This window comes from Mesorhizobium sp. CNPSo 4661 (genome assembly GCF_057784215.1).
Genome location: NZ_JBWGIO010000006.1, coordinates 173325 through 188112, shown reverse-complemented (window position 1 = coordinate 188112; position 14788 = coordinate 173325). Strand labels below are relative to the sequence as shown.

Here is a 14788-nt window from a genome sequence, read left to right as displayed (position 1 = left end):
GTCATGAACTGGTCGATCTCTTTCGAACCGCTCGTCTCCTGGCCGCTTTTCGGCCTGCTCTTCGTGCCGTTGCTGCTGCTGGCGCTGGTCGGCCTGTGGTTCCGCCAACGCGGCTCGGCATTGCGCTTCGTCGCGCTGCTCGCGCTAGCCGCGGCATTGCTCAACCCCGTGTTCCTCGCCGAGGAGCGCGAGGCGCTGAAGAGCGTCGTCGCCCTCATCGTCGATCGCAGCCAGAGCCAGGACATCGGCGACCGCGCCAAGCAGACCGACGAGGCGCTGGCCGGAATGCAAGACCGTCTTGCCCGCTTCAAGCAATTCGATGTCCGTGTCGTCGAGGCCGGCAAGTCCGAAGCCGCCGACGACCGCACCGAAACCAGGCTGTTCAGCGCGCTGGAGGGCGCCTTCCGCGACGTGCCGCCGTCGCGCATCGGCGGCGCGGTCATGATAACCGACGGCGAGGTGCATGATGCGCCCGCCGGCGCGCCGGAGTTCAGCGCGCCGCTGCACGCGCTGATCACCGGCAACGAGCACGAGAAGGACCGCCGCATCCGCTTCGAGAACGCGCCGCGCTTCGGCCTCGTCGGCAAGCCGCTCGACATGACCTATCGCGTCATTTCGACGGAAGGCGACGGCGCTCCGGTGGACGTGCGCGTCTCGGTCAATGGCGAGCAGGTCTCGGTCGAGCACGCGACCGTCGGCCAGCCGATGAAGCTCTCTGTCACCATACCCAATGCCGGCCGCAACATCGTCCAGCTCGGCATCGACCGCGAGCCCGGCGAACTGACCGATGCCAACAACCGGGCGATTGCCCTGGTCGACGGCATCCGCGAGAATCTGCGCGTGCTGCTGGTCTCCGGCGAGCCGCATGCCGGTGAGCGCACCTGGCGCAACCTTTTGAAGTCGGACGCGTCGGTCGATCTCGTCCACTTCACCATCCTGCGCCCGCCGGAAAAGCAGGACGGCACGCCGATCAACGAATTGTCGCTGATCGCCTTCCCGACGCGCGAGCTGTTCGTCGAGAAGATCAAGGATTTCGACCTGATCATCTTCGACCGCTACCAGCACCGCGACGTGCTGCCGATCCTCTATTACGACTACATCTCCGAATATGTCGAAAAGGGCGGCGCGCTGCTGATTGCCGCCGGTCCCGAATACGCAGGCGAAAACTCCATTGCCCGCACGCCGCTGAACGCCGCGTTGCCGGCCATGCCAACCGGCGAAGTGGTGGACAAGGCCTTCTATCCGCGCCTGACCGATCTCGGCCAGCGCCATCCGGTGACGCGCGGGCTCGACGGTTCGGCGAGCGAGCCGCCGCATTGGAGCCGCTGGTTCCGCACCATCGGCGTCAAGAATCCGGAAGGCGAGGTGGTGATGAAGGGCGCCGACGACCGGCCGCTGCTCCTGCTCGACCGCAAGGGCGAAGGTCGTGTCGGCATGCTGCTCTCCGACCAGGGCTGGCTGTGGGCGCGCGGCTTCGAGGGCGGCGGTCCGCATGTCCAGCTTTATCGCCGCATCGCCCATTGGCTGATGAAGGAGCCGGAGCTCGAAGAAGAACGGCTGACCGCCGACGGCCGCGGCATGATGCTCGAGATCCGCCGCCAGACCATGAGCGACGATCCGGGTCCGGCCCAGGTCATCACGCCGTCCGGCAAGGCGGTCACGGTGAAGCTCGAGAAAGCCGAGCCCGGCATCTTCACCGGCAGCCTGCAGACCGGCGAGATCGGCCTCTACCAGATCGGCAATGGCGACTTGACCGCGCTCGCCCATGTCGGTCCGATCAACGCGCCGGAATTCTCGGACGTGATCTCGACCGAGGATCGGCTGAAAGCACCTGCCGAAGCGACCGGCGGCAGCGTGCGACGACTGGCCCCGTCGTCGGCGCTCGGCAATCTAGCCGGCGGCGTGACCTTGCCGTCGATCGTCCCGGTCCGCTCTTCGGCGGCCGCGTCGGGCGACGACTGGATAGGCCTGCGCACCACCGACGACAGCACGCTCAAGGCCGTGTCGCGCGTGCCTCTGTTCGGCGGCTTCCTCGGCCTCGGCCTGCTGCTGCTCGCCATCGGCTCGATGTGGTATCGCGAAGGGCGGTAGCGCCTTTCCCTTCTCCCCTTGCGGGAGAAGGGAAAGCGAGCCCCCTACTCTTCCGGCTCGACGGTGAACAGCAGCGGATAGCCCTTGGCCTTGCCGGCATCGGTCGCTCGCGTCGCCTTGGTCTCGGCGACATCCTTGGTGAACACCGCGACCACGCACACGCCGCGCGTATGCGCCGTGATCATGACGCGGTGCGCCTGGTCTTCGCTCAGCTTGAATTCGCCCTTGAGCACCGTCACGACGAATTCGCGCGGCGTGAAATCGTCGTTGACGAGAATGACCTTGTAGAGCTTCGGCCGCTCGGTCTTCGGCTGCGTCTTGGTGCGGGGTTTGATGACGGTTTCGGGCATCGGATCCGGCAGCGAGAACTGGGCTCTCGCTCTCACTTTGTCACGCGGGAAAGCATACGTCCAATTGCGCGCGGATAACCACGGCCCCTGGAAGATCAACCCTATGTGGGGAAGCGCTAGCGGTGGGTCAACGGCCCTGGCGCCCGACCGGGCGGCGCATCGCGGCGCCGGACCTGCCGGAACCGGCGTCGCCATTCATGCCGGAGCCGCGCTCCTTGAAGGCAAAGAACATCCAGCCGACAAAGCCGATCATGGTCGCGCCGGTCAGCAGGAGCAGAATCCAGGACTGCGCCGGCGTGATGTAGTCGAAGCTTGAAGAGATCAGTGGAGCGAAGAGCTCGGGCTCGGTCCTGCCGCTGGCGGGATCCGGCACGGGGCTTGCGGTAAAGATGATCAACGATCGTGCCGCCGCGGTGGCGATCAGGCCACCGAGGGTCAGCAAACGCATCAGGGACGAGAACCGCTTCTTCATGCGGATTGTCCTACAGCACCGGCATTGCAATCGGGTTAAGGATCGACCGCATAAGGCGAGAACCTGCCGGTTTCGGGCTAGTGCCGCCAGAAGGCCGCTCCCGCCGAAATCGGCTGGAGCGGCTTTCGTCTAGCGTGACGCCGGGCCCTGGATCAGGGCTTCTTCTTGGCAGCCGGCTTCGCATCGGCCGGCTTCGCGGCCGGCGCCTTCTTCGGGGCCGGGCACTTGTGCTTCTTGGTCGGCTTGCAGACCTTCTTGGTCGCTACCTTCTTCGGAGCAGGCTTGGCGGTCGCGTCGGTCGCCGGAGCAGTCGTCGTCGTGGTGGTGGTGGCGGCGGCCGGAGCGGCGGTCGTGGTGGCGGCGGCGTTGCCGAGAGCCGGCATCGAGAAGGCCAGGGCGACGCCGAGGCCGAGAGCGGAGAGAAGGGTCTTTTTCATGGCTTAGCTTCCTTTTTGTGCGGGTCGGAGAGTCGAGCGTCACTGATCTGGGTCGACCGGTGTCACTCCAAGCAGCTTCAAAGCGTTTGCGAGCATCCGGATACCCTGCGCCTGCTTCTTGTTGGCGCAGAACCGGTTTCCCTTTCTTTGCAGTGCTTTCGCCGCGGTGACCTGCGTTGCCGCGGCATGGGTTTCGAGGGCTTCGTCAACTTGACGGCTGAGATCGGTGCAACGCTCGGTCCGGGTGAGTGGGGCAACCTTTGCGGTGGCCGCGACCTTCGCGGGAGTCGCGACCTTCGCGGGGGTCGAGGTGCCGGCTGCTGCTGTGATGAGCGACATGCTGAGCAAAGCACCCGTCACGCTGATCCAGAACCTCTGCATTGGTCTTGCCCGTTACTCCGGAAACTTGCGTCGCAGCCATCGCTGACCGCCACGGCACCGGTTATGGCCTTTAAATCTTTCACCAGTTTTTCCCGATTGTAGAATTTTGTTTCTGGATTGTTTCTGGGGAAGCCGGCCGCTGCGCCGATCGCGGCCACTGGCCAAGATGTGGCCCGAATTCTATCGTGTGGGTGGTCGGCGAAGGGATTGCTTGGCCAACAAATGACAGGGCACCAGTGAAATCCGACGCACACATACTGATCGTCGACGACGACAAGGGCATACGCGACCTGCTGCAGGAGTTCTTCCAGAAGCGCGGGCTGCACACGACGGTGGCCGGCGACGGCACGGAAATGGAAGCGGTCCTGCGCCGAACGCCGGTGGACCTGATCGTCCTCGACGTGATGCTGCCCGGCAAAAGCGGACTTGAGCTTTGCCGCGAGATCCGCGCCAACTACACCACGCCGATCATTATGCTGACCGCGGTCACCGAAACGACCGACCGTGTGGTCGGCCTCGAAATGGGCGCCGATGACTACGTGCCCAAGCCCTTCGACCCGCGCGAGCTTCTGGCGCGCATCCGCGCCGTGCTGCGCCGCAACGGCAGCGCCGAGCCGCGTCGCTCGACCGCCAAGCAGGTCTACCGCTTTGCCGGCTGGACCATGGATTGCGCGCGACGCCGCCTGACGGCGCCCGACGACGTGCGGGTGGAGCTGACGATGGCGGAGTTCAACCTGCTGCAGACCTTCGTCAAGAGCGCGCAGCGCGTGCTGACCCGCGAGCAGTTGATCGAGCTGTCCGGCGGCGACACCGGCTATAGTTTCGACCGCAGCGTCGACATCCTGGTGAGCCGGCTCCGCCGCAAGATGGAAGACGATCCGAAGACGCCGAAACTGATCCTGACCGTGCGCAGCGGCGGCTACCAGTTCCTGCCCGAAACGACGTCGGAATGAAACGCTTCCTGCCGCAGACCCTGCCTGCCTGGGTGCTGCTCATCGTCATAGCCGGCCTGATGATCAGCCAGGTGGCGACGCTTTACATCGTCGCCCGCGACCGCGCCGCCTCAAACGGTGTCGTCGATCTCTACCGGCTGAACGACCGCGCCTATTCGCTGGTTCAGCTGATGCATGACGCCACGCCCGAAGAGCGCAAGGCGACCGCGTCCGGCCTGTTCAACTCGACCTACGCGCTGACGGTTTCGGACACGCCCGCCGTCACCTCTTCGATCGCCGGCGACGACCAGCTTGCCGAGTTGGAGGACATCCTGGTCGGCCGCCTGTCGAAATTCGGCATCACCGACGCGCGTGTGCGACGCGATCCGGCCACCCAGGAGTCCGACGTCCCGGACGGTGAGGCGGTGAACAAGGATGTCGGCCAGGTCGAGCGCGACCTGCTGGTGCTGGGCGCGGATTTCGCGCAGAGCGACAAGCTGACCGCTTCGTTGCGCTTTTCCGACGGACAGTGGTTGAATTTCACCGAACCGATCACACCGCCGGGGCCGATCCTCAGCCTCGACAGCCTGCCGCTCTACTCGCTGATCGCCGGCTTGATCGTGATCATGTCGATCTGGTCGCTGCGCCGCCTGACGGCGCCTTACCGGATGATGGAGACGGCGGTGACGCGCATCGGCAACGACCTGAAAAGTCCGCCGATCGCCGAAAGCGGCAGCCGCGAGATTCGTGCGGCCGCGAAGGCGATCAACGCCATGCAGATGCGGTTGCGCGATTATGTCGAGGACCGCGAGCACCTCGCGGCGGCGCTGGCGCATGATCTGCGCACGCCGCTGACCCGAATGCGCCTGCGCCTGGAACTGTTGCGCAGGTCGCCGGCGCGCGAGGCGCTGGCGCATGATCTCGCCGACATCGAAGGCATCGCCAGCTCGGTCATCGACTTCGCCAAATTCGAGGTGACCGAGGAAAAGGCCGAGCGGATCGATTTCTGGTCGCTGGTGGAATCGGTCGCGGACTCCTTCGACGGCGCATCCTTCGACGAAGACGTGGTCCCGTCGCGCGGCCTGATTTGCGTCGCACGGCCGGTGGCGCTGCGGCGCTGCGTCACCAATCTCATCCAGAACGCGGTGACCTACGGCAAGAAGGCGCATCTCGGCGTGCGACGATCGGGCGACACGATCACGCTTTCGATCCGCGACGAAGGCCCCGGCATCCCGCAGACGAAACTGGACGCGGTGTTCGGCTCCTTCGTGCGGCTGGAGGAATCGCGCAACCGCACCACCGGCGGGCTGGGGCTCGGCCTGACCATCGCCCGCAACATAGCGCGCGGCGCCGGCGGCGAGGTCAATCTTTCCAACTACCCCGGCGGCGGGCTGCTGACGGAGCTGCGGCTGCCGGTGGCAGCTTGAGTCAGGAGCGGGCTCTGTCCGCCGTCGGCCCTACTGGATCAGTCGAACCATCCTTGTGATAGTGCGGCCTGCCTGGTTACGAGGGAAATCCACCCATGTTCTACGCCGTCCTTGCCTATCACGTCGAAGACACCGTCCAGTCCTGGACGCCAGATGAGGACGCGGCGCTGATGAAGGACCTGCTCGAGGTCAACACCAGGCTGACACGGGAGGGCAAGCTCGGGCCGGCGGCGAGGCTGGGCGCGACGGCCGATGCCGTGACGCTGCGCGGTCCGGGCGACGGCATGGTGATCGACGGTCCCTTCGCCGAGACCAAGGAACAGTTGCTCGGCCTCTATGTCCTCGACTGCGCGAACCAGGACGAGGCGATTGCCGCCGCGCGCGATCTCAAGCGCGTCAATCCCACCGCCGTCTACGAGATCCGGCCGATCATGCTCTATTTGCCCGGCGCCGCGCTGGCAGCCGGTTGAAATACGCCTCGGCCGCGTGGCTCACGTTGGTGTCGCGGCAGCCCCGATTTCCCGTCCAAGCCGGAGCATCTCTGCGACCAGCAGGTCGAGGTCGTCGCGGCGCGTGCGGTGGTTGGTGATTGCCACCCTCAGGCAGTGCCGGCCGCGCACGGTGGTATCGGACAGGACGGCGATGCCCTCTTCCTGAAGTCTCAGCATGATCTCGGTGTTGAAAGCCTTGAGGCGCTCTTCGGACGCGCCGGCCAGCCGGTGGCGGAAGCTGGCGATGTTGATGGTGGTCGGCGCCATCAGTTCGAGCGCCGGCTCCGCTTCGACCAGCCGCGTGAGGTAGCGGGCCTGGGCGATGTTCTGGTCGATCAGCCGGCCGAATTTCTCGACGCCATGCTCCTTCAGCGCCATCCAGATCTTCAACGCGCGGAAACCCCGCGATGTCTGCAATCCGTAATCGAACAGCCATTCTCCGGAGGCGAGGCCGCGCGGCGCCGATTCCAGATATTCGGGCGTGACGGCGAAGGTGTTGCGATGGGCGGACGCGTCCCGCACCAGCGCGCAGCCCGCCTCGAACGGCGCGTGCAGCCATTTGTGCGGATCGAGCGCGATCGAATCCGCCTGCTCTATGCCGGCGACGAGCGATCGGCTCTCGGGCGCGATCGCGATCAGCGCGCCGATGCAGCCGTCGACATGAAACCAGAGGTCCTCTTCGGTAGCCGCCCTCGCCAGCGCCTGAAGATCGTCGACGGCCCCGGTGTTGACGGTACCGGCGGTGCCGATCACGCAGGCCGGCTTGAAGCCCGCCTCGCGATCCTCCGCAATGGCCGTCTTCAGCGCATCGATATCGATGCGCAAACCGGCATCGGTTGGGATCCGCCGTAGCGCCCGGTTGCCGAGGCCAAGCGCTTCCATCGCCTTGCGGTGGCAGGAATGGACCTGGTCCGAGGCGTAGAAACGCAGCGGCCTGGGGATGGCGCCGACGCCACGTTCGCGCACGTCGACGCCCGCCTTGACGTTGCGCGCCACGGTGAGGCCGATGATGTTGGCCATCGAACCGCCGCTGACCAGCGTGCCGCTGGCCGAGGCAGGAAAGCCGACCATCTCCTTGCACCAGTCGACCACCTGGCTGTCCATCAGCCCGGCGGCGTGGTTGCCGCCGCCGAGGTTCGAACCCTGGATCGCCGCCAGAAAATCGCCGAGCGCGCCGGTGAAATTGCTTGAGCCCATGTACCAGGACCAGAAGCGCGGATGGATGTTGCCCATCGGATAGGCCATCACGTTGCGGGCGACGTCGCCGTACACATCGGCGAGCGGTGCCGGCCCGCGCGGCAACGGCGCCGAAAAGAAAGCCCGCACCTCGGCTGGCATCTCGCGCCAGGGCGGACGATCCCGAACGTCCTTGAGATAGCCGATGGCGTCATCAACGATCCGGCGCGACAGAGCCTGCATATCGGCCCAGTCCCTCGGATCCAGTGTTTCCTCAGTCGCTATGGTTTCCGGCAAGCCGTCCATCGATCTCTCCCGCACAACAAACGTGACCCTGAACAGGGTCACGTTGCGCCAATCAATCTGGCGTCCCCACCCGAAAACCCACGCTACGGAGCGCGCTTACGCGTCGAACCGACCGCTTGGCGTCGAGCGCGACAGCGCCGTTTCCTCCGCGTCCATCTCGGCCTCGATGCCGTCGAAGAGCGGCGTCGACATGTAACGCTCGCCGGTGTCGGGCAGCATGCACAGGATGACCGAGCCGGCCGGCGCCGTACCCGCGATCTGCCGCGCCACGGCGAAGGTGGCGCCGCCGGAGATACCGGTGAAGATGCCTTCCTGCTGCGCCAGCGCCTTCGCCCATTTGATGCCTTCGGGACCGGGGATCGGCACCACCTCGTCATAGTAGCGCTGGTCGATCGCCTCCTGCAGGACATTCGGGATGAAGTCCGGCGTCCAGCCCTGGATCGGATGCGGCTCGAAAGCCGGATGGCTGGCGGCCGGCGCCCCGCCGGCGCCGCGCTCCTGCTGCTTGCCGCTGCCGACCAACTGGGCATTCGCCGGCTCGGCGAGCACGATCTTCACCTCCGGGCGCTCGCGGCGCAGCACACGGCCGACGCCGGCAACCGTGCCACCGGTACCGTAGCCGGTGACGAGATAATCGAGCCGCGACCCGGCGAAATCATTGACGATCTCGCGCGCCGTCGTCGCTTCGTGGATGGCGGCATTGGCTTCCGTCTCGAACTGGCGCGCCAGGAACCAGCCATTGGCTTCGGCGAGCTCGACCGCTTTCTTGTACATGCCGAAACCTTTCTGGGCGCGCGGCGTCAGCACCACCTTGGCGCCAAGCATGCGCATCAGCTTGCGGCGCTCGATGGAGAAGCTGTCGGCCATCGTCACCACCAGCGGATAGCCTTTCTGCGCGCAGACCATGGCAAGGCCGATGCCGGTGTTGCCGCTCGTCGCCTCGACCACCGTCTGGCCGGGCTTCAACTTGCCGCTGCGCTCGCCTTCCTCGATGATGTTGAGCGCCAGCCGGTCCTTGACCGAAGCCGCCGGGTTGAAGAACTCGGCCTTCACATAGATGGTCGCGTGGCCCGGCCCGAGATTGTTGATGCGGATGACCGGCGTGTCGCCGACCGTATCGAGAATGCTGTCGAACAGACGGCCGCGCCCGGACGTGGTTCTGATTTTCACTTGATGCAACATGGCTTTCTCCTCGATGTCCTCACGTGCCGGTTACAGACCGGCAGCTTTGGCGGCGCGGTTTCGACACCTGGCCGCGATAGGTTGCTTGATCTGCCGCAAAAGCGGCAACGGCGGCGTTCCGGTACGGAATGGGGCTGCCGGCTGCCTCCTGCCATCTTTGGTGATAGAATATGGACCAACTGGCCAGCGTTGGAGAAAGCGTGGAAACATACGTGGAATCCACCCGATCGAGCCTGAACGGCCCCGTTGGCCTGTCCGTAAGGCTGCTCGGGCAACTGGCGATTGCCCGCGACGGGGTGCCTGTTACCTTGCCGTCGTCGCGCAAGCTGCGCGCGCTGCTTGCCTATCTGGCGCTGGCGCCCCACCCTGTCAGCCGCGGCCGCCTTTGCGAACTTCTCTGGGACGTGCCCAACGATCCGCGCGGCGAGCTGCGCTGGTGCCTGAGCAAGTTGCGCGCCGCGCTTGACGACCCGGATCGACGCCGGGTCGAAACCCATGGCGATACGGTGTCGCTTCGCCTCGATGATGTCCATGTGGACGCGCTGGATGCCGCCTCGGCCGTGGCCGAAGGTGTCGAGACGCTCGATCTCATGCGGTTGGAGGCGCTCTCGCAGCATTTCGCCGGCGACTTTCTCGACGGTCTCGAGCTCGATCGCAGCCCGCATTTCGGCAGTTGGCTGACGGCGCAGCGCCGCCGTTTCAGCGCATGCCATGTCGCCGTCCTGGAGCACATCATCGGTCTTGTCCCGCAGGGGGCCGAGGAGGCCGGCGCCTATATCGACAGATGGCTGGAGCTCGCGCCCTTCGACCGCCGCGCGCATGTGGCGCTGCTGGAAAATCTGGCCCGGCGCGGACAGATCGGCGCCGGCGAAGAGCATCTCGCCACGGCGGCGGAGCTGTTCCACTCCGAAGAGCTGGACTTCACCCCGCTGCGCGAGGCGTGGCATGAGATAAGAACCCGGAACGCCGGCGCAACGCCATGCGCCCGATCCGGGCCGGCTTTTCCGGCCTCGGAGCCGCCCGTCGCCGCGATCGAATCCGAGCCCGCGGCGACGCGCCGGGCGTCGCTCGCGGTGATGCCGTTTGCGGAGAGCGCCGGCGCTGGCGGCTTCCGCGGCGGGCTGGCCGACGGTCTCACGCATGACATCATCACGCGGCTTGCCAAGCTGCGCGATTTCTTCGTCATCGCCCGCGGCTCGGTCTTCGCGCTCGCCGAGAAGAACATTGCACCGGACGACGCCGGGCGCAGGTTGAATGTCGACTATGTCGCGGCGGGCTCGGTGCGCAGCCTGCCGGGCCGGTTCATCGTGTCGGTCGAACTCGTCGAGGTCCGCACGGCGCGGATCGTCTGGGCCGAGACCTTCGAGCACAAGCCCGACGACATCTTCATCGTCATCGAAGATATCGGCAACAGCATCGTCTCTTCCATCGCCGCCGAGATCGCGACGGTGGAGCGCAACCGCGCATTGCTGAAAGCGCCAAACTCACTCAATGCCTGGGAGGCCTATCATCGCGGCCTCTGGCACATGTACCGCTTCACCCGCCAGGAAAACGAGCTGGCGCAGCACTTCTTCAGCGAAGCGCTGAAGCTCGACCCCACTTTCGCGCGCGCTTATGCCGGCATGTCCTTCACCCACTGGCAGAATGCTTTCCAGCGCTGGGGCGACCGCGACCGCGAGACCGCGCTTGCCTTCGAAAGCGCCGGGCACAGCCTGCTCGTCGATGACCGCAACCCCGCCGCCCACTGGGCGATGGGCCGCGCGCTATGGCTGCGTGGCGAGCAGGACGGCGCGCTGCTGGAGCTGGCGAGCGCCGTCGACCTCAGCCCCAATTTCGCGCTCGGCCACTACGCGCTGTCCTTCGTCCATTCGCAGTCGGGCGACCCGCAATCGGCGATCGGTTCGTCCGACCATTCGCGCCATCTGAGCCCCTTCGATCCATTGCTGTTCGGCATGATGGGCGCGCGCGCCATGGCGCATGCCCGTCTCGGCGAATACAACGAAGCCGCGGAATGGGCGCTGAAGGCGGCCGCGAGGCCAAACGCCCATATCATCATCCTGGCGATTGCCGCCCACTGCCTGGCGCTGGCAGGCCGGCAGGATGAAGCGCGCACCTTTGCCGCCGCCATCCGCAACACCTTGCCGAACTATCGCGCCGACGATTTCATCGCCACCTTCCGCTTCGATCGGGATGGAGAAGCCCTCTTCCGCAGCGGCGCAAAGCTGATCGGGCTGAACTGAATCCAGCCATCCGCTAATGCATGAGCGGCCCGCTGGCCTTCCGCCAGGCGTCGATGCCGCCCTGGATGTGGCGGGCGCTGGCAATACCGACATCCTGCGCCGCTTGCACCGCCATCGCCGAGCGCTCGCCGAAAGCGCAGTAGAACAGGAGCTGCTTGCTCGTCGATTTCGCCAGCTCGTGCAGCATGCCGCCGGCGGCGATGTTTTCCTGCAGCCGCGCATAGGGCAGATGGATCGCGCCGGGAATGACGCCGTGCCGCTCGCGTTCGGTCTGCTCGCGCAGGTCGATCAGCGCCACGTCGGGCCGCCCGACCAGCGCCAGCGCCTGCTCGGCGCTCACCGCCCAGCCGCGGCTGGCAATATCGTCCTGATGCAGCCCGACCCGCATGTTGGCGGGCACGGCCACATCCATCATCTTCGGGTTGGACAGATTGAGATTGTTCATGATGTTCACATACTCGTCGACCGACTTCACCTGCAGGCGCGGGTTGAAGGCCTTTTCCTCGCCGATCGTCGACACGGTCTCGCCCTTGTAGTCGTGGGCCGGAAAAATCATCGTCTCGTCGGGCAATTTGAGGAGGCGGCCGAAGATCGATTCATATTGCTGGCGCGGATCGCCGTTCTGGAAGTCGGTGCGGCCGGTACCGCGGATGAGCAGCGTGTCGCCGGTGAAGACCCGGTCCGGCAGGATGAAGCTGTAGGAATCGTCGGTGTGGCCGGGCGTGTAGATGACGTCGAGCGCCAACCCCTCGATGCCGAGCTTGTCGCCGTCGGCAAGCCGCATCGAAACCACGTCGGCCTTGGTCTGCTCACCCATCACGGTCACGCAATGCGTCTTGTCGCGCAACGCGCCGAGGCCGGTGATGTGGTCGGCATGAAGATGCGTGTCGACGGCCTTCACCAGCCTCAGATCCAGCTCGTTGACCAGTTGCAGGTAGCGCTCGACCTTCTCCAGCACCGGATCGATGATCAGCGCCTCGCCGCCGCGCCGGCTGGCCAGCAGATAGGAGTAAGTGCCCGAGACGGAATCGAAGAGTTGACGGAAGATCATCGTCGCATACCCCGCTGCATTTTCACTGCCGGACGTCGTCCGTACGGCCGCAGCAACATTCTACTGCATAGGCTTCCGGAATCGGAATGGATTTCGAAAAATATATAGGTCGGTAGACGGCCTTCCCCATAGCGACGGAATGCCACCTTTAAATGTGGCGCCGGCCGGTCGAGCAGCTTCCTCAAAAAGCCTTGCTGAGACGAGCTACGCCCCGGACGGTGAAGGCATTGTCGCTGCCGTAGCCCGCCTCGAAGCCGGCATTCAGCATCATTCCGGCGCCCACCTCCGCGGCGATGTCCGCGCCGGCAAAGCCGCGCATCACAAATTTCTTGCCGCCGGCGGGAAACGAGATGTCCTGGCCGAGCAATGTCGCCGAAACGTCGTCGCTGCTTTGCGCTATCGCGTCGATCCCCGCTCGAAGCATGGTTTGCCAGGCTTGGCTCGGTGTGCTGACGGGCTCCAAAGCCAGCGCGAGCTGGCCACGCGCCTCGAAGACGTTGACGTTGCGCCGCGCGACCGCGAGATCGCCGTCCGAACCGGTCTCGGCATAATCGTCGAAGAACAGCCCGGCGTAACGCAGCCGCACGCTGGGTATTAGCGTACCGGCCTTGACTGGGAGCCGCATGCCGAACGTGACCGATGGGCTGAGGAAAACGCCGTTGAAATCCGCCCGCGCCGTCTCGATGCCGTCGAGCACCAGATTGTTCGCGACACGGCGGCGGCTGCGTTCCTGGAGCAGGCCGGCGACGAATGCCGCCTCGGCAAAATGCGCGCCTCCGTCATAGCCGAGGTAGCCGCCTGCAAACACACCACGGTGGACGATCTCCTGCGCGGCGCCGTCGACCTCGGTCGATCCGGCGGCGCCTCCGAGGAACAAGCCGCCGAGGAAGCCGTCGCCCGAGCGCCTTTCGGCGCCGGCGACCACGCCGCCTAGCGCCTCGCTGAACCCGGCCGATGCGCCGGAACCGCCCTGGGAGCGTAGCCCGCCGAATGTCGAGATCCAGGCGTCTGGACCTCTATGCGTCGCGGGCAAATCGTCGCCTGGGGCGGACATGCGCGCCTCGGCGACACCTTCTATGCCGTCGACGAGGTCCTCGACCAGCGGCCCGCTGCTGGCAATCCCGGTGATGTCCACCACCGCCACGCTGTCGCCGCTCGTCACGAACGGCCTGCCGCCGGTCACGATGGTTTGTGGCAGGCCGCTTCCTGAAAAGCTCAGGACGGCGTTCAGTCCGGGGCCGAAGGTGACGGTGTTGCCGCCGCCGGAAAAGACGATCGGCCCCTGGATGGCCGTCCCGCCCAAGAGATTCAGCACCGCGTCGGGCGCGCCGAAATAGATCGCCACGCTCTGGTCGCTGAAGACGCGGCCGGAATTGGTAATGACGGAGTTGCCGCCCTGGGCGGCGATTGCCACACCGCCCACGCCCCCCACGATGACCGAACCCGAATTGCTGATCGTGGCGTTGCCGAACAGGGTGCCGATGCCCGTCGAGGCTGTCCCGAAGACATCGACCGTGCCGCTGTTGGCAATTGCGATGTCATTGCCGCTGGCGCCGATGCCGACGGAAGCCAGCCCCGACACGACGATCGAACCGGAATTTTGCAGTTGAAGACCGTTGCTCTGCCAGATGATTCCGGCGGCGGCGGTCCCATAGGCCTCGATCGAGCCGCTGTTGTTTATCTCCAGATCGGGTCCGTCGCCGATGATGCCGGCGGCGGCCGTGCCCGAGACGCCGATAAAGCCACTGTTGTCGACGTGCCCGCCGGCGGCATCGCTGATGATGCCGTATGTGGCGACGCCAAGCGCTTCGATCGCGCCGTCGTTCACGATGTGCGCATTGCCGCCTTCCGACAAGATGCCGATCGAGGCATCGCCTATCGCCAGGATGCCTCCGTTGTTGAGGATGGTCGCGCCGCTGCCTTGCGAATGCACATTGGCGGCACCGCCGCCCAATGTTGCAATCAACCCGTCATTGGTGAGCCGCTGGCCCGAATTGAGCATCCGCACCGCATCGATGCCGGCGCCGAATGTCTCGATCACCCCGTTTGCAGCCACGATGCCAGTGTCGCCGGCGCCCGTCATCGTCTGCTGGCCGGCAGTGGCGCCATTGCCGATGACAAAGCTCTGGCAAAGCGCCGCGCCGCTTGCAAGCGAGACCCCGGCGAAAATCGACAGCGCAACCGCGCCTGAACCCCCTGTGCGCGACGTCGGCATCACCCCCTCGGCGCATGGGCACGCAACAGACGGATTC

13 protein-coding genes are annotated in these 14788 nt (G+C 65.7%); 5 read left to right on the top strand and 8 right to left on the bottom strand.

What is annotated here, in order from left to right:
• Positions 1 to 3: 3 nt before the first annotated feature.
• A complete protein-coding gene (locus tag AC0YKC_RS11015) occupies positions 4 to 2091 on the top strand; it encodes a hypothetical protein (protein ID WP_488511065.1) in 2088 nt (695 codons plus the stop codon).
• Between the two features lie 44 nt (positions 2092 to 2135).
• On the opposite strand, the gene clpS is transcribed toward AC0YKC_RS11015, so the two are convergent.
• From clpS to AC0YKC_RS10995, 4 genes are all read right to left on the bottom strand, one after another.
• Entirely contained in the window at positions 2136 to 2441 is a 306-nt protein-coding gene (gene clpS, locus AC0YKC_RS11010; protein WP_434725759.1) for an ATP-dependent Clp protease adapter ClpS, read from the bottom strand.
• 127 nt (positions 2442 to 2568) lie between these two features.
• Complete coding sequence (locus AC0YKC_RS11005) at positions 2569 to 2913, bottom strand: hypothetical protein (protein ID WP_320293354.1); 345 nt, start codon at positions 2911 to 2913, stop codon at positions 2569 to 2571.
• Positions 2914 to 3065: 152 nt separating this feature from the next.
• The gene (locus AC0YKC_RS11000) at positions 3066 to 3350 is read right to left on the bottom strand and encodes a hypothetical protein (protein WP_488511064.1); all 285 of its coding nucleotides are present in this window, start codon (positions 3348 to 3350) and stop codon (positions 3066 to 3068) included.
• 39 nt (positions 3351 to 3389) lie between these two features.
• Entirely contained in the window at positions 3390 to 3731 is a 342-nt protein-coding gene (locus AC0YKC_RS10995) for a hypothetical protein (protein WP_320293352.1), read from the bottom strand.
• A 236-nt stretch (positions 3732 to 3967) separates the two neighbouring features.
• Between AC0YKC_RS10995 and AC0YKC_RS10990 the strand changes: the two genes are divergently transcribed.
• The 3 genes from AC0YKC_RS10990 to AC0YKC_RS10980 all read left to right on the top strand — a co-directional run bounded on the left by AC0YKC_RS10990 (position 3968) and on the right by AC0YKC_RS10980 (position 6560).
• Positions 3968 to 4684 carry a response regulator transcription factor gene (locus AC0YKC_RS10990; protein ID WP_320293351.1) on the top strand — a complete coding sequence of 239 codons (717 nt, stop codon included), beginning with the start codon at positions 3968 to 3970 and terminating at the stop codon, positions 4682 to 4684.
• On the top strand, positions 4681 to 6090 hold the full coding sequence (locus tag AC0YKC_RS10985; protein WP_320293350.1) for an ATP-binding protein: 1410 nt from the start codon (positions 4681 to 4683) through the stop codon (positions 6088 to 6090). Before AC0YKC_RS10990 ends, AC0YKC_RS10985 begins: the two co-directional genes overlap by 4 nt.
• A gap of 95 nt (positions 6091 to 6185) precedes the next feature.
• Positions 6186 to 6560 carry a YciI family protein gene (locus AC0YKC_RS10980; RefSeq protein WP_320293349.1) on the top strand — a complete coding sequence of 125 codons (375 nt, stop codon included), beginning with the start codon at positions 6186 to 6188 and terminating at the stop codon, positions 6558 to 6560.
• A 21-nt stretch (positions 6561 to 6581) separates the two neighbouring features.
• Here AC0YKC_RS10980 and AC0YKC_RS10975 read toward each other — a convergent pair whose 3' ends face one another.
• Positions 6582 to 8063: a pyridoxal phosphate-dependent decarboxylase family protein gene (locus AC0YKC_RS10975; RefSeq protein ID WP_488511063.1), complete on the bottom strand. Its 1482-nt coding sequence runs from the start codon at positions 8061 to 8063 to the stop codon at positions 6582 to 6584.
• 96 nt (positions 8064 to 8159) lie between these two features.
• Positions 8160 to 9245, bottom strand: a complete 1086-nt coding sequence (locus tag AC0YKC_RS10970) for a PLP-dependent cysteine synthase family protein (RefSeq protein ID WP_488511062.1) — start codon at positions 9243 to 9245, stop codon at positions 8160 to 8162.
• Positions 9246 to 9415: 170 nt separating this feature from the next.
• Between AC0YKC_RS10970 and AC0YKC_RS10965 the strand changes: the two genes are divergently transcribed.
• Entirely contained in the window at positions 9416 to 11485 is a 2070-nt protein-coding gene (locus AC0YKC_RS10965) for a transcriptional regulator (protein WP_488511061.1), read from the top strand.
• Positions 11486 to 11498: 13 nt separating this feature from the next.
• On the opposite strand, the gene AC0YKC_RS10960 is transcribed toward AC0YKC_RS10965, so the two are convergent.
• Together AC0YKC_RS10960 and AC0YKC_RS10955 are read right to left on the bottom strand one after the other, a co-directional pair.
• Entirely contained in the window at positions 11499 to 12536 is a 1038-nt protein-coding gene (locus tag AC0YKC_RS10960; protein WP_320293345.1) for an MBL fold metallo-hydrolase, read from the bottom strand.
• A 181-nt stretch (positions 12537 to 12717) separates the two neighbouring features.
• Positions 12718 to 14751, bottom strand: coding sequence for an autotransporter family protein (locus AC0YKC_RS10955; RefSeq protein WP_488511060.1), 2034 nt, complete (start codon positions 14749 to 14751; stop codon positions 12718 to 12720).
• Positions 14752 to 14788: the final 37 nt, after the last annotated feature.

Coding starts and splice junctions, on each gene's coding strand:
- AC0YKC_RS11015 (WP_488511065.1), top strand. CDS start 4: ATGAACTGGTCGATCTCTTTCGAACCGCTCGTCTCCTGGCCGCTTTTC.
- clpS (WP_434725759.1), bottom strand. CDS start 2,441: ATGCCCGAAACCGTCATCAAACCCCGCACCAAGACGCAGCCGAAGACC.
- AC0YKC_RS11005 (WP_320293354.1), bottom strand. CDS start 2,913: ATGAAGAAGCGGTTCTCGTCCCTGATGCGTTTGCTGACCCTCGGTGGC.
- AC0YKC_RS11000 (WP_488511064.1), bottom strand. CDS start 3,350: ATGAAAAAGACCCTTCTCTCCGCTCTCGGCCTCGGCGTCGCCCTGGCC.
- AC0YKC_RS10995 (WP_320293352.1), bottom strand. CDS start 3,731: ATGCAGAGGTTCTGGATCAGCGTGACGGGTGCTTTGCTCAGCATGTCG.
- AC0YKC_RS10985 (WP_320293350.1), top strand. CDS start 4,681: ATGAAACGCTTCCTGCCGCAGACCCTGCCTGCCTGGGTGCTGCTCATC.
- AC0YKC_RS10980 (WP_320293349.1), top strand. CDS start 6,186: ATGTTCTACGCCGTCCTTGCCTATCACGTCGAAGACACCGTCCAGTCC.
- AC0YKC_RS10975 (WP_488511063.1), bottom strand. CDS start 8,063: ATGGACGGCTTGCCGGAAACCATAGCGACTGAGGAAACACTGGATCCG.
- AC0YKC_RS10970 (WP_488511062.1), bottom strand. CDS start 9,245: ATGTTGCATCAAGTGAAAATCAGAACCACGTCCGGGCGCGGCCGTCTG.
- AC0YKC_RS10965 (WP_488511061.1), top strand. CDS start 9,416: ATGGACCAACTGGCCAGCGTTGGAGAAAGCGTGGAAACATACGTGGAA.
- AC0YKC_RS10960 (WP_320293345.1), bottom strand. CDS start 12,536: ATGATCTTCCGTCAACTCTTCGATTCCGTCTCGGGCACTTACTCCTAT.
- AC0YKC_RS10955 (WP_488511060.1), bottom strand. CDS start 14,751: ATGCCGACGTCGCGCACAGGGGGTTCAGGCGCGGTTGCGCTGTCGATT.